General features: G+C 61.8%; 14 protein-coding genes. 6 read left to right on the top strand and 8 right to left on the bottom strand.

The window, feature by feature from the left end; all coding sequences use genetic code 11:
* Positions 1-51 precede the first annotated feature (51 nt).
* Entirely contained in the window at positions 52-423 is a 372-nt protein-coding gene (locus tag C3Y91_RS20525) for a nuclear transport factor 2 family protein (RefSeq protein WP_233941302.1), read from the top strand.
* Positions 424-494: 71 nt separating this feature from the next.
* Here the strand turns inward: C3Y91_RS20525 and C3Y91_RS20520 are convergent, their stop codons facing one another.
* Both C3Y91_RS20520 and C3Y91_RS20515 read right to left on the bottom strand, forming a co-directional pair.
* Entirely contained in the window at positions 495-896 is a 402-nt protein-coding gene (locus tag C3Y91_RS20520) for a response regulator (RefSeq protein ID WP_003560657.1), read from the bottom strand.
* 10 nt (positions 897-906) lie between these two features.
* A complete protein-coding gene (locus C3Y91_RS20515) occupies positions 907-2,652 on the bottom strand; it encodes a sensor histidine kinase (protein WP_128410061.1) in 1,746 nt (581 codons plus the stop codon).
* A gap of 85 nt (positions 2,653-2,737) precedes the next feature.
* Here C3Y91_RS20515 and C3Y91_RS20510 point away from each other — a divergent pair, with 85 nt between their 5' ends.
* Positions 2,738-3,274 carry a GNAT family N-acetyltransferase gene (locus C3Y91_RS20510; RefSeq protein WP_128410062.1) on the top strand — a complete coding sequence of 179 codons (537 nt, stop codon included), beginning with the start codon at positions 2,738-2,740 and terminating at the stop codon, positions 3,272-3,274.
* A 153-nt stretch (positions 3,275-3,427) separates the two neighbouring features.
* Positions 3,428-4,300, top strand: coding sequence for a TraB/GumN family protein (locus C3Y91_RS20505; RefSeq protein ID WP_168575731.1), 873 nt, complete (start codon positions 3,428-3,430; stop codon positions 4,298-4,300).
* A gap of 31 nt (positions 4,301-4,331) precedes the next feature.
* Here the strand turns inward: C3Y91_RS20505 and C3Y91_RS20500 are convergent, their stop codons facing one another.
* The 4 genes from C3Y91_RS20500 to C3Y91_RS20485 form a co-directional block, all read right to left on the bottom strand.
* Positions 4,332-4,946, bottom strand: coding sequence for a hypothetical protein (locus C3Y91_RS20500; protein ID WP_130809316.1), 615 nt, complete (start codon positions 4,944-4,946; stop codon positions 4,332-4,334).
* Between the two features lie 128 nt (positions 4,947-5,074).
* The gene (locus C3Y91_RS20495; RefSeq protein WP_168575730.1) at positions 5,075-5,989 is read right to left on the bottom strand and encodes a phosphotriesterase family protein; all 915 of its coding nucleotides are present in this window, start codon (positions 5,987-5,989) and stop codon (positions 5,075-5,077) included.
* Positions 5,990-6,310: 321 nt separating this feature from the next.
* Positions 6,311-6,943, bottom strand: a complete 633-nt coding sequence (locus C3Y91_RS20490) for a Vgb family protein (RefSeq protein ID WP_130809318.1) — start codon at positions 6,941-6,943, stop codon at positions 6,311-6,313.
* 49 nt (positions 6,944-6,992) lie between these two features.
* Positions 6,993-8,213 (bottom strand): ATP-binding protein, encoded by a 1,221-nt coding sequence (locus C3Y91_RS20485; protein ID WP_168575729.1) that lies wholly within the window; start codon positions 8,211-8,213, stop codon positions 6,993-6,995.
* A 119-nt stretch (positions 8,214-8,332) separates the two neighbouring features.
* Here C3Y91_RS20485 and C3Y91_RS20480 point away from each other — a divergent pair, with 119 nt between their 5' ends.
* Complete coding sequence (locus C3Y91_RS20480) at positions 8,333-9,115, top strand: DUF899 domain-containing protein (protein WP_168575728.1); 783 nt, start codon at positions 8,333-8,335, stop codon at positions 9,113-9,115.
* Positions 9,116-9,120: 5 nt separating this feature from the next.
* The gene (locus C3Y91_RS20475) at positions 9,121-9,483 is read left to right on the top strand and encodes a hypothetical protein (protein WP_168575727.1); all 363 of its coding nucleotides are present in this window, start codon (positions 9,121-9,123) and stop codon (positions 9,481-9,483) included.
* 109 nt (positions 9,484-9,592) lie between these two features.
* On the opposite strand, the gene C3Y91_RS20470 is transcribed toward C3Y91_RS20475, so the two are convergent.
* On the bottom strand, positions 9,593-10,246 hold the full coding sequence (locus C3Y91_RS20470; RefSeq protein ID WP_168575726.1) for a metallophosphoesterase family protein: 654 nt from the start codon (positions 10,244-10,246) through the stop codon (positions 9,593-9,595).
* A gap of 199 nt (positions 10,247-10,445) precedes the next feature.
* Positions 10,446-11,192: an SDR family oxidoreductase gene (locus C3Y91_RS20465; protein ID WP_024320884.1), complete on the bottom strand. Its 747-nt coding sequence runs from the start codon at positions 11,190-11,192 to the stop codon at positions 10,446-10,448.
* Between the two features lie 115 nt (positions 11,193-11,307).
* Between C3Y91_RS20465 and C3Y91_RS20460 the strand changes: the two genes are divergently transcribed.
* A complete protein-coding gene (locus C3Y91_RS20460; protein WP_024320883.1) occupies positions 11,308-12,240 on the top strand; it encodes a LysR family transcriptional regulator in 933 nt (310 codons plus the stop codon).
* Positions 12,241-12,345: the final 105 nt, after the last annotated feature.

The following is a 12,345-nucleotide window of genomic DNA, read 5'->3' as shown; positions in this document are numbered from 1 at the left end:
GAGAGAACAAAGTGATATCGTTCGACATTCGCGTATTTAGGGAATTTGAAAATGTCTGATTTCGATCTCGAAACCATTCTGGGCGAACTCCTGCAGAGGGAGCCGATATTCCATCGGCATGCCTTCGGCACGAGCCGTAACGATTTGGAAGCCATGACGACGGAGGATTTCTTCGAGATCGGCGCAAGTGGCAAGATCTACCGGCGCGACTTCGTCATCGCCAACCTGTTGGAGCGCTATGAGCAGCCGGAGCCTCACGACTGGCCCTGCCGGGACTTCTCGATCCGCCGACTCGCCGAAAACCTCTATCTGCTGAACTACACGCTGGATGAACCCGGCAGGACGACGCTCAGAACGACCATCTGGCAAAGCTCTGGCGGGAGCTGGAAGATCGTCTTCCATCAGGGAACCATTGCCGGCTGAGCCGGCAATGTCAAAATCGCGCGAGGCGTGGAATTGAGCGTAGCCGGCACCCCTAACCCCGCCGTCGATCATCAAAACGACCGGTGGACCGCCTTGTCATTGGCAAGACGGGTCACGCAGCCTTCGAGCTTGGCGAGCAGCAGATCGAAGTCGAGCGGCTTCGTCAGATAGTCCGCCGCTCCGCCGCGCAGGCCGGCTAGCGTGTTTTCCCGGTCGGTCAGTGCCGTCAGCAGGATGAAGGGAATGTTGGAGAGCTCGGGATGATTGATCTGAATTTCCGCCAGAAGCTGGTGCCCATCCATAACAGGCATCGAAATATCGCTGATGACGATATCGGGCCATTTCGACAGGATCATTTCCAGTCCCTCGGCGCCGTTCGAGGCCTCGAGTGTCTTGTAGCCGGCTTCGCTCAATTCTTCGACGAGCAGGTTCCGGATCTCGACTTCGTCTTCTATGCACAGGACTGTAACCATGAGCTCTTCCTTAAGCTGCGACTTGTTGATCCGACAATAGAAACTCTATTGGCAGAAGAATGGTGAATGTTGTGCCTTTTCCGAGCTCGCTCGTCACCTCGACGGTGCCGCCATGCAGTTCGACGACCTGCTTGACGACGTTGAGGCCGATGCCCGTTCCGGCAATGCCCGTCGCGCTGCGGGCGCGATAATAGGGCTGGAATAGCTTCGGCAGATCCTCCGCATCCATACCGATGCCGCTGTCGGAGATGGCGATCTCCACCGTTTTCTCGTCGGCCCGGGCGCGAACATGAATGTCAGGCGCGTTGGGCGAATATTTGACGGCGTTCGAAATCAGGTTGGTGAAGACCTGTTCCATCGCGCTGCGGTCGAACGTCAATACATCCGGTATGGGCTCGAGATCGAGATGGAACACATGCGAGCGGCTGAGATGGCGCTGTCTGTCGCAGCAGCTGACGAGCAGGGCTTTCAGATCGCCTTCGCTGCGCTTCAGTATGATCTTTCCGGTTTCGAGCCGGCCGCTGGCGAGAATACTCTCCATCAGATCGACCATGCGCACGACCGCGCTGCGGATCACGCCGGCTTTTTCATGAACGTAGTCACCGCTGACGTTGGTCGTCGAGCGGCAGAGCCGCTGGGCAGCGGCGTCGATGATGGCGAGCGGCGTGCGAAACTCGTGCGAGGCCATGGCGACGAACTGGCGCTGAAGCGCATTCACCTGCCGTTCGTGCACCAGCAGGCGGTCCAGTTCCTCTCTCTGCCTTTCGATCTCGGCCGTTCGATCGGCCACCATCTCTTCCAGATGGTTGCGGTGGTGGGTGAGCTGCGCCTGGCTGTCCAGCAGGGTCAGCGAGGTACGATGCAGACCTCGTCCGAGCCAGAACACCACGGTGATCAGCAGCGCTAGACAACCGAGCCCCGCCGGCGCGATCTGCTGAAGCAGCATGTATCCGGGCCGGATGGGAGGCCACACGAAATAGCCGATCGTGCCGCCGTCATGGGACGATACCGGCACTTGCGCCCGCTCGTCCTCGCCTTTCGAAGGCGCGAAATGCAATCCTTCGAGCAGCGCATGTTGGGCGATACTTTCAGCAGCCTTTCCATCGATGAACTTGACCGAGATGGCGATGAATTCCTGGCCCGCCTCGATCTGCATCCTGGCCGAACTCGGCAGAATGGGACGCGCGCTTGTTATCGCCGGCCTGTTGCCGATCATGATCGTCCGAACCGTGGCCAGTTGACCAAGCGCTTCGGCGCCGGGTTTTGCAGCCCGCTCGACGAGAGCGGCGCGCATCTCTCCAGCAAGAGCGGTCATTTCATGGCCGTCGTCGTCACCGAGCCGCGGCGGCATGGCATCCGCGCCGTCGCGGAACGCAAACATCAGGCGATTGGTATCGTCGAAGATATAGGTTCTGTCGTGCCCGAAATACTGGCTCGTCCACCGACCGACATTGTCGAGCAGCCATTCATGGTTTCGCTGCTTGGCATAGAGGAAGGCATCATCCCATTTGGTGACGCTTTCCTGCTCCCGGGGAAGTGCCGCGATCTGCTCTTCCAGTCCCTGCCGAACGAAGTCGGCCTGCCGACGGAGCGAGAGATCATCGACCTTCATGGCGGCGAGCCACGCAAATCCGCACAGCAACACAGCCGCCGCGCAGGTGAGCGTCACCAGGACGAATGTAATGTGGGATGTGAGCCCGACCTTCAATACCTGCAACCTTTTGATGGCGCCCGCTGCCGAGAAATTGACACGCAAAGGTTGACGGACCGTGAATTATGCGCTCCCGTGCGGGTCTGCGGCAGGTCTCCCATAGGCATCGCAATCGTTGAAGGAGAAGCACATGGATGCAGCAGCATCGTCGGATACATCAGGCATCAGGATCGAGCCGATCGCTGCCGCCCATATCGACAGCTTTCATGATGCGCTCGACGTGGTCGCGCGGGAGAAAAAATACCTGTCCATGCTGGAAGCAACTCCCCTGCCGCAGACGCGTGAGTTCGTGATGGGCATGATTGCAAAAGGCAATCCGCAATTCGTTGCCACCGCTCAAGACCAGGTCGTCGGCTGGTGCGACATCAGCCGGCATTTTTTCCCGTCGCACGCCCATCGCGGAAAACTCGGAATGGGGATCCTTTCCGCCTATCGAAGCAAGGGTCTCGGACGCATGCTCATCGAGACCACATTGAGAGCTGCGCAGAAAAGCGGTTTTGCCAGGGTTGAACTCGATGTTTATGAAGACAACGCCCGTGCTATCGCTCTCTACGAAAAGATGGGATTTGCCCGCGAAGGCATCGTCCGACGTGCGGCACGCATCGACGGTCGGTTCATCGATGCGATCAGCATGGCGCTTTTGTTCGACGAGCGCGGTGCGGCATAGTCCTGGTATCGCCGAGATTTTTTGAACGAGTCCAGTTGCCTCCCGTCCCCTGGACGCCCATCATTTCCACCGGGAGTTGGAACAAATGCTCTTTCACGCGATTAGTCCGATGCGAATACGCCGCCATGCATCGGGCTCAGCGAGGAGGCAGCCATGCACATCACCCGCCGGCAATTTGCAGCCCTTGCAGCCTTGCTTTTCCTGGCGGGGATGCCGAAAGCGGCAGACGAGGAGAACGCCGTCGTCTGGCGCGCCAAGTCCCCCGCGAACGACCATGTGCTTTTCGGCTATGTGCGCATCCGCGCCGACACTTTTCCTGACATCGTCGCCGAGGGAAAACGCCTGATCGATCAATCGAAAACGGTTCTGATCGATGTCAATCCCAGCCTTACCCTGTCGACCGCCAAGTTCAAGAACAGCGATCTCAAGCCCGTCTTCGCAGGTTTGACGCCATCCGATCAGGACGAGTTCAAGACCATCCTCTCAAAATCCCCGGCAAAGGGAGCAATCGAAAAACTTTCCGGTTTCGAGGCGAGCCTGCTTCTCATCGGCGAAGGGCAGCACGCCTTCGGCCCCGACGCGCCGAGCATCGGCCTGGCGCTTGCGAAGTACGGCGCATCGATCGGGCGCGATGTGAAGACGCTTGCCGCCGACGGCGAGATGCGGGCCATGCAGAAGCCGCTGACCCTGGAGACGGTCAATTCCGTCGGCCCGGACTCGATCACCTACCTTCTTGATCTGCGCCGCCGGATCGGACCGATCGGCGCCTATTTCGACGAACTCTACAAGGCTCGAAAGAGCGCAGAGATCGCAAGCCTCGGAGAGGAAATCACCGCCAAGGGCATCGTGACGCCCACCGATCTCATCGATGCGGACAGGCTACGCGCGCTCCTCATCGAGCGGATCGCAAACCTGCCGGCAGGCAAGAACGCTTTCATCATCCTGCCGATCGGGCTTTTGAACGGTCCTTACAGCATTCTCGGCGAACTCCGCTCCCGCGGAGCCGAGGTGTCGGCAATCGGCTGAACCGCGTCTTGGGCAATTCCAGATGTCGTGCTCATCCAATCAAGTGAAGATTATCCAATGTGGTCTTCGTGGCGTGTATCGCCACTGAGATGATGAGAACCACATGATCGCGGTTCGCTGATTGATCTAAGGATAGCGTCAAGCTGTCCGGAACGTCTTTTCGAATGAATCTTTCTGTCGCCAGAAGTCGATCTGTTGTCACACTCACTGATGAGATCAAGCTATCTTTCTCCAGCAAAACGAAAAAGGGATCTTCGTCAGATGCTGGAGTTTCAGGCAATTGCGATTGACTCGTTGGAATTTGGAGAGCGTCAAAAAGCGTCTTGAGCCTGTTGTCTATGTCCGTATCGATAATGAGGCCGCCAACTTTGCCAGGCCGCAACATTAGAACGTCTATAGAACAGTGGGTAAAGGTCTCATCGCTTACAAGCGGCACCCAATGGTAGCCCAATTTACCATGGCGATCGGCAATCCGCTGAAACTCAGGGACAGCCTTATGGGCCGCGTAGTCCATCCATTCATTTAGATTTCCGTCCACTCGCCAAAGTTCTCGGAATTGCTTGTGGAACTCGCGGCGAATGTCGTGCTTGTGGCCTGGCCGCTTCGAATTATTACCAGAGGAATGCAACTCGCCTTCATAAAACAACCTAAATCTCACTTACCAGCCCTCCCATTCTATTTATCTTTCTTGAGGCACAACCACCTGGGACGGAGCCGCAAACGCTGATTTCGAATGCTGATATAGTGCGGGGCCTCTTTCGCCCGGCCACTCCCCTATCGGGCGAAAGCCTCGAACGGATTGTCGTGGGTCAGGCGCATCAGGGTCCCGTCGTCTGTGCCGCGCCGTTTCAGCTCGGGCAGCAACACCGTGGAAAGATGGGTGTACGGCTTGGGTATCCCGCCCATCGGCAGCGCCGGATCGAACCAGCCGCGGTCATGGCTTAACAACAGGCGATCGCCGCAGCCCGCCTCCAGCGCCTTGATCACCAGATCCGCTACCTCGTTGTCTCCGCCCCGGCCGACATGGTCATATTCGATCCAGGCGCCTCGCTCAGCGACGGCAACATTATAGGCGAAGTCGTTTTCTTCCTGCGTATGGATCGAGATGAACCTGTCGGCCCTGTAGCCTTCCGCCTCGATGACATCGAGCTGATCCATGACGACCCGTCCCCTGATCGTATGACTGCCGATGACGGCGTCTGTCTGCGCTGCGGCGCGCGCAGCTGCCCGCAGGATTTTCGTCTCGAGCGCCGTCATGCCGTCATCGCCGGCGCTGAGCTTGATCCAGCCCGCCTGGAACCCGGTCTCGTCGATCTGCTCCGTCAGCTCGCGAAGCATCCACGCCTCCAGTTCCTTCTCGGAAGCATGGCGGACCCATTCGGGAATCCAGGGTTCACGGTAATTGCCGGTGGGAACGACGATCGGAAAATCCGTCGCGAGCGACACGGCAAGATCGATATCCGCACGGCGTCCCACGCCGCCCGTCGAGCATTCGACCAGTGCCGTGACCCCGAGCTTCTTGATCCGCTCGATTTCGGGGGCCATCAGCCGGACGACGTCCTTGATGTCTGCCTCGGCATAACCGGGCTGGTCCGGCGTCCTGAGGTCGACGAAAACGTGCTCATGCGGGAGGATCATCCCAAGTTCGGATTTGCTCTTAGGCCCGAGCGTCGTGCGCAGATGTTTCAAAGTCTCTCCCCCTACCGTCGCACCGGCTTGGTGCACAGCCCCCTCGACCGACACCGAAGCCTCGACACTGCCCGCGAAAGTAGATCGTCACGTGACGAAATCAATCGCTCACTCGATCGAAGTTCCCACATCTTGACCCTTGATGTCGGCTTCCCACTTGGCGTCCAGATTGCTGGCGAGCTGACTGTCGCTTGGGAGAGATATGCCGCACGGCTACTTTCCTTCCCATCCTTGCCTCTCCCGGCCCTTCGCATAGCTCAGGGCGTTCGGCCCTGCGATCGATCCACTGGATCGATCACTCCCGCTTTGCGGGACCGGGCCTCACCCCGGCCGGCGCACCGCACGGACCTTGCCGCTGGCGCCGCCACCGCAGAAGAAGCAGTCGGCGCCGTCGGATTCGAGGCCGGAGACGCCGGTGCCCTCGGGCATCTCCAGCCGCTCCAGCACCTCGCCGGTTTCGGGGTCGATGCGTCTGATATCGCTGTCGTCGCCTTCCCAGGTGCCGTGCCAGAGCTGGCCGTCGACCCAGGTGACGCCTGTCACGACGCGGTTGGATTCGATGGTGCGGAGGATCTTGCCGGTTTCCGGGTCGATCTGATGGATCCTGCGGCCGCGGTGCTGGCCGACCCAGAGCGAGCCTTCGGCCCAGGCAAGGCCGGAATCGCCACCATTGCCCGGCGCCGGGATGGTGGAAAGGATACGGCCGGTCTTCGGGTCGAGTTTGTGAATGACATCCTCGGCGATCTGATAGAGGAACTCGCCATCGAAGGCCGTGCCGGCATGGGATGCGACCTCGATCGAGCGCACCACCTCGCCGCTTGCGGGATCGAGCGCATTCAGCCTGTCGCCCGAGGCGAACCAGACGTGCTCACCGTCGAAGGTGACGCCGTTGACGCGCTCGGCACCGGGAAAGGGTCCATATTCGCGGATGATAGTCGCCGCCGATTTTTTCATCTCTTCCATCCTGTTCGCCCGTAGGGCCATCCTCATCGGTCAGGCCATACTAATCGCTTGGCAACGGTCCCGGGAGTAACAAGATCGTCGGGAAACCGGGTAGCGGCGGGCTCATCCAGCGCCGCGCCCGCCCGCGCCCGAAGGATTGCACCTTGCCGTCCCCGGCAAGTGAATCCAACGCCCGCTGCACGGTGCGCGGGCTGGCGCCGAGCGCGATCGCCAACGCCGAGCTCGACCACGCCTCGCCATCGGCGAGAAAGGCAAGCACCGCCCCATGCTGGCCTTCGACGAGCGGCGCCAGCACGGCGGTCTCTTCGGCACGCCGCGGCGAAAGCGCAAAGCCGCGTTTCGTCGCCGAGACCTCCGCCAGTCCCCGCATTTCGGCACGCAGCCGGCCGATCTCGACGCGCAGCCGGGCACGATGCGATTCATCGGCATGTTTGCCGCGAAAGGCGCGCGCGATGAGTGTGCCGCGTGCCACATCCGCCGGCCAAGCTTCGGCAAGCGTCCGGGCGAGCGTGAAGAGCACCGGCCGCGTTGCCAGCGACACCGAAAGCTGATCGTCGCGCACGACATGGCGGCAGGCATCGACGACGAGCGTGCCCGAACCTAGCAGCTCTTCCACCTCCTCGAGCAGCAGCGGGCTTTCCCGCCAGCGCGAGATCAGCCGCGCCACCGGCGCGCTGAGCACGTGGGCGGCATTTTCCACCTCCGCCGCCAATACGGGCATACCGGCCTCGCGCGCCGCCTGCCTCGCTCGGTCGAGAGCCTCGTGCGCCGATTTCGTCTGCAGGCGCCGGATCGCGATGCCCGCGACCACCAGCTCATGAGCGGCCCTTGCCGCCGGCGGCAGCGGCGTCGGGTCGAGTGTTTCGAGCGCCCTCTCGGCCTCGTCGAGCCGGCCGATCAGCACCAGCCGGCGAAGCTCGACATTCCTGGCATGGGCGGCATTGACCCTGTCGCCATGCGCTTCGAGCACCTTGCGCGCCGCTTCCAGCGCCTTGGGTGGCCAGGTGAGATCGCGCGAAACGAGCGCGATCTCGGCCTCGGCGACCACGCAGCGGGCCCGCGCCATCGCCTCCCGCGGGCCGAAGGCGCGCGCCGCGCTCTTCAGCAGCGCCTTGGCGCGGACGAGATCGCCGAGCTGCGCCATCGCGATGCCGCGCAGCGCCAGCGCCGGCGCATCGTCGCGAAGCGCCACCCGCTTCAGCGCGCCGAGCGCATCTCCCACTGCCAGCGCCCGCGCCGCTGCCGTGATCAGCGAGTCCATTCAAATCCCGTCACACTTGTCACTCCCACCATTTCCCCACCTGGCCTTAGATTTATCGTCGACCGGCAAGCAAGCCTGCGCCGGATGCTACGACGAGACACAGGCAAAGGAGAAGACCCATGACGGCACAGCTGAACGCAACACGCCAGCAGTGGCTGGCAGCAAGGCTCGATCTGCTCGAGGAGGAGAAGGAACTGACCCGGCAGAGCGACGCGCTGGCGATGAAGCGCCAGCAATTGCCGCGTGTGAGGATCGACAAGCCATATCGCTTCGACACTGACGGCGGCAACGTCTCGCTGAAGGATCTCTTCGGCGGCCGCTCGCAGCTGCTCGTCTATCACTTCATGTTCGGGCCGGATTATACCGCGGGATGCCCGTCCTGCTCGTCGATCGCCGATGGCTTTAACGGCTTCTTCGTTCACCTGGAGAACCACGACGTCGCCTTTTGGGCGGTCTCCCGGGCGCCGTTGTCAAAGCTCGAAGCATTCAAGCGACGAATGGACTGGAGCTTTCCTTGGGCCTCCTCCTTCGGCAGCGACTTCAACGGCGATTTCAGCGTCTGGTTCTCTGCCGAGCAGCAGCACCAAGGCGATGTAGACTATAATTACCGCCGCGAACCGCCCGCCCCCAGGACTGTCCAGGAGTGGCAGCCCCGCGGCAACGAGGCCCCTATCACCCAGATCGCCGCCATGACCGGCACCGATGTCCCCACCTATACCCGCGACCGCCCGGGTGTCAGCGCCTTCGAGCTCATCGACGGCGCCGTCTACCACAGCTATTCCAGCTATGCGCGCGGGCTGGACGGGTTATGGGGCATGTACCAGTGGCTCGACCGCGCCCCCAAGGGCCGCAACGAAACCGGCATCTGGTGGCGCCACCACGACCGGTACGGCAAGGAGTGACGCCGATGCTGCTCTCCGCCCACACTCCAAGCAGAGGCGACGGCAACGCCGCTCTCAACGCCGCCGAATGGCTCTCGCTGGCTGCCGCCGCAGACGGATCATCTGGTAATCCGAGCGGTGGCATGGCTAACCCAGGCGGCCGGATCGTCGCCCACGCCGCCGATTGGCTGTCGCTCGCCGCCGCTCCGACATTCGCGATCATGGCGCTGTTGACGGCCATGACCGACAGCGTCGACATGATCTGCACGACAACGCCGGATGCCTTCCCGATCGGCGGAATGGTGCCCATGTACCTGCTGATGAGCGGCTTCCACCTGGCGCCCTGGCTGCGGCTCGCCGCCGGCTGGCGGGGCATAAGCCCCCGATAACGCTCCGCGACGCCACCGGTACCTCTTCTCCCCAGCCGGGAGAAGAGGGAGCAAGCGGCACTTCCGCTCGACCGCGTCCGGCCTTACCTCCTTATCGGCGCGATCAAGTTCATGCCCTCACCTCGATAAAGTCGATCGGCCCGCCGGCAATCTCGTCATCGAAGACCGCGCAGGAAAGCTTGCCGCCGAAGACGCAGCCGCTGTCAATGTTGGTGCGGTTTCCTGTCGTCACCGGGTTGGATAGCGACGGTGTATGGCCGTGGACCAGGTGCTTGCCCCAATAGTCGCTGGACTCACCGGGAGGGAACCGTAACCAGAGAAGATCGTGCTCGCTCTGCTGCTCCAGCGGAAATGCTGGATCGACGCCCGCATGGACGAAAATGCGATATCGATCGACATGCATGAGGGGACGATCGGCCGCCCATTGCAGATGCTGGGGCAGAACTCTGCCGCCATAGGACATTTCGGTTTCAAGTCCGCCGATGCCGCTGCCGATCCACACGTCTCTGCTATCGCTATCGCTATCGGCATAGGCAGCGACCATCAGGTCCTCATGATTGCCTTTCAGGGAGATCCATCGCCACGAGTCCGATGGACCGGCAATGATCCGGTCGAGGACGCTTTTGCTGTCAGGCCCGCGATCGACATAGTCGCCAAGGAAGACGACCGTCCCTCGTGGCGCATAGGCCGCGATCCGATCGATCATCCTGTTCAGCGGATCGATACAGCCATGGATATCACCTATGGCGAACGTGTAGCACATGCTTCGACCCTCTCGGCTGCAGTGCGACGGCGCGCGGCCAAGACGAGAAGACGCGCCAGGGCATTATGCCGAGGCTCACGCCCCACGCCGTCCACCGCATCATAACAAACGAAAGCCCGCAGCCATCGGGAAAACCGACTCAATCTCCGGTATTTATGGCGGTTGGCTCTCCTTCCGCTTGAGGCAATCGCCACAACACTTACGCCTGCTCAGTGGGGTAGAGCGTCAGGATATTGACATTGACCCTGCGCGGCTGCGTCACCGCATAGAGAATGGCCGCGGCGATGTCCGCGGCCTCCAGTTGCTCCATGTCGCCAAGCCTTTGTTCCACCGCCTCGCGGACACTGGCGCGCATGTGGGAGGTAAACTCGGTCCTGACGGCGCCAGGCTCGATGCAGGTGACGCGAATGCCATCCCGGCCAATCTCCCGCCGCAGCGATTCCGCCATAGCGCTCGCCGCATGCTTGGTGCCGGAATAGACCGTCGAGGGATGAATGTACCGGCCGGTGCCGGAGGAGACGATGACGATATGGCCGGCCCCCTGCCGCTGCATCGTCGGCAACGCCGCATGGATCGGGTAGAGCAGCCCGAGGAAATTGACCTCGACCATCTCCCGATACTCGGCGGTGGTCGTGTTCCGGAACGGCGCGGCAACGCCGACGCCGGCGACGCAGAGCAGCATGTCGAGCCTGCCGAAATCGCCGATTGCCCGCTGCACCATCGCCGCAGCCTGTGCCTCGTCGGACACGTCGGCCTCGATCGGTAGGACCTCACCGCCGCGCTCGCGGATGCGCTCCGCCAACGCCTCGAGGCGCGGCATGCGGCGCGCGGCGATCGCCACGCTTGCCCCTTCCTCCACCAGCGCCAGAGCGGTCGCCGCACCTATGCCAGACGAAGCGCCGGCAATGAGGGCGACCCTGCCACTGAGCTTTTTGTCTGTCTGCATACCGGCTCTCCCGTCTTTTGGTTCAGGGCTGGCGAAATTATCGGCAATTTAGGCTGCGATGATCATGACAACAATGCTATATAAATCGAACAGACTATGTGGACTTGGAGGCATAATGCGCGGCAGCGACTATGCGGAGCTCAAGGCGTTCGTGACCATCGTCGCCCACGGCAATTTCGCGCGCGCCGCAGCCGAGCTCGGAATGTCGGCATCGACGCTCAGCCAGACGATCCGCGCGCTGGAAGCCCGCCTGGGGCTTCGCCTATTGAACCGCACGACGCGCAGCATATCGCTCACCGACGCCGGCGAACGGCTGCATGCACGCTTCAGGCCGGCCATGATCGAGATGGAGGCGGCGGTCCGCAATGTCGTCGACGCACGCGACACGCCGGCGGGAACGCTCCGGGTGCATCTGCCGAGTGTCGCCGCCGCAACCTTCCTCGAGCCAACCCTCGGCCGCTTCCACGCCGCCTATCCCGATATCGTCCTTGACGTGACGATCGATGATGCAGTCACCGACATCGTCGAAGCCGGTTATGATGTCGGCGCACGGCTGGGTGAGTTTCTCGAAGCCGATATGATCGCCGTCCAGCTCGGCGGCGAGCAGCGCCAGCTGGCCGTCGCTTCGCCGGAGTACATCGTCCGGCACGGCCGCCCAAATGTGCCGGGCGACCTGCTCCAGCACCATTGCATCAACTGGCGCCGGCCGGGCGGTAAAGGTCTCTACAAGTGGGAATTCCTCAAAGAAAACACATGGTTCTCCGTCGCGGTCAACGGCCCGCTGATCGTCTCGCACCGCGAGATGGCCCTTGCCGCCGCCGTCCAGGGCGTCGGCATTGCCTTCTGGGCCGAAGACCTCGTGCGTCCGCTGATCGAGGACGGCAAGCTCGTGCCGCTGCTTGAGGAGTGGTGCGGCACCTTCCCTGGCTGGTTCCTCTGTTATCCCTCACAACGCTACACACCGCCGAGCCTACGCGCCTTCGTCGATTTCCTCAGGCGCGATTCGGGGGCAGCAGAGACCGCTCGACGAAACCGCAATGGATCGTAGGATGACAACTAGACAGGGCACCCGTCGGCGATCGCCGTGACAGTCGCCGAAGATGCCGATCCACGAACGATTGTCGCATCAATAAAAGCCAGGCGTTACGTACCA

It is taken from the genome of Rhizobium ruizarguesonis (genome assembly GCF_012349115.1).
Lineage (GTDB): Bacteria > Pseudomonadota > Alphaproteobacteria > Rhizobiales > Rhizobiaceae > Rhizobium > Rhizobium ruizarguesonis.
This window is presented reverse-complemented; position numbering and strand designations above follow the sequence as displayed.

Coding starts and splice junctions, on each gene's coding strand:
- C3Y91_RS20490 (WP_130809318.1), bottom strand. CDS start 6,943: ATGAAAAAATCGGCGGCGACTATCATCCGCGAATATGGACCCTTTCCC.
- C3Y91_RS20510 (WP_128410062.1), top strand. CDS start 2,738: ATGGATGCAGCAGCATCGTCGGATACATCAGGCATCAGGATCGAGCCG.
- C3Y91_RS20525 (WP_233941302.1), top strand. CDS start 52: ATGTCTGATTTCGATCTCGAAACCATTCTGGGCGAACTCCTGCAGAGG.
- C3Y91_RS20505 (WP_168575731.1), top strand. CDS start 3,428: ATGCACATCACCCGCCGGCAATTTGCAGCCCTTGCAGCCTTGCTTTTC.
- C3Y91_RS20520 (WP_003560657.1), bottom strand. CDS start 896: ATGGTTACAGTCCTGTGCATAGAAGACGAAGTCGAGATCCGGAACCTG.
- C3Y91_RS20475 (WP_168575727.1), top strand. CDS start 9,121: ATGCTGCTCTCCGCCCACACTCCAAGCAGAGGCGACGGCAACGCCGCT.
- C3Y91_RS20470 (WP_168575726.1), bottom strand. CDS start 10,246: ATGTGCTACACGTTCGCCATAGGTGATATCCATGGCTGTATCGATCCG.
- C3Y91_RS20460 (WP_024320883.1), top strand. CDS start 11,308: ATGCGCGGCAGCGACTATGCGGAGCTCAAGGCGTTCGTGACCATCGTC.
- C3Y91_RS20485 (WP_168575729.1), bottom strand. CDS start 8,213: ATGGACTCGCTGATCACGGCAGCGGCGCGGGCGCTGGCAGTGGGAGAT.
- C3Y91_RS20480 (WP_168575728.1), top strand. CDS start 8,333: ATGACGGCACAGCTGAACGCAACACGCCAGCAGTGGCTGGCAGCAAGG.
- C3Y91_RS20465 (WP_024320884.1), bottom strand. CDS start 11,192: ATGCAGACAGACAAAAAGCTCAGTGGCAGGGTCGCCCTCATTGCCGGC.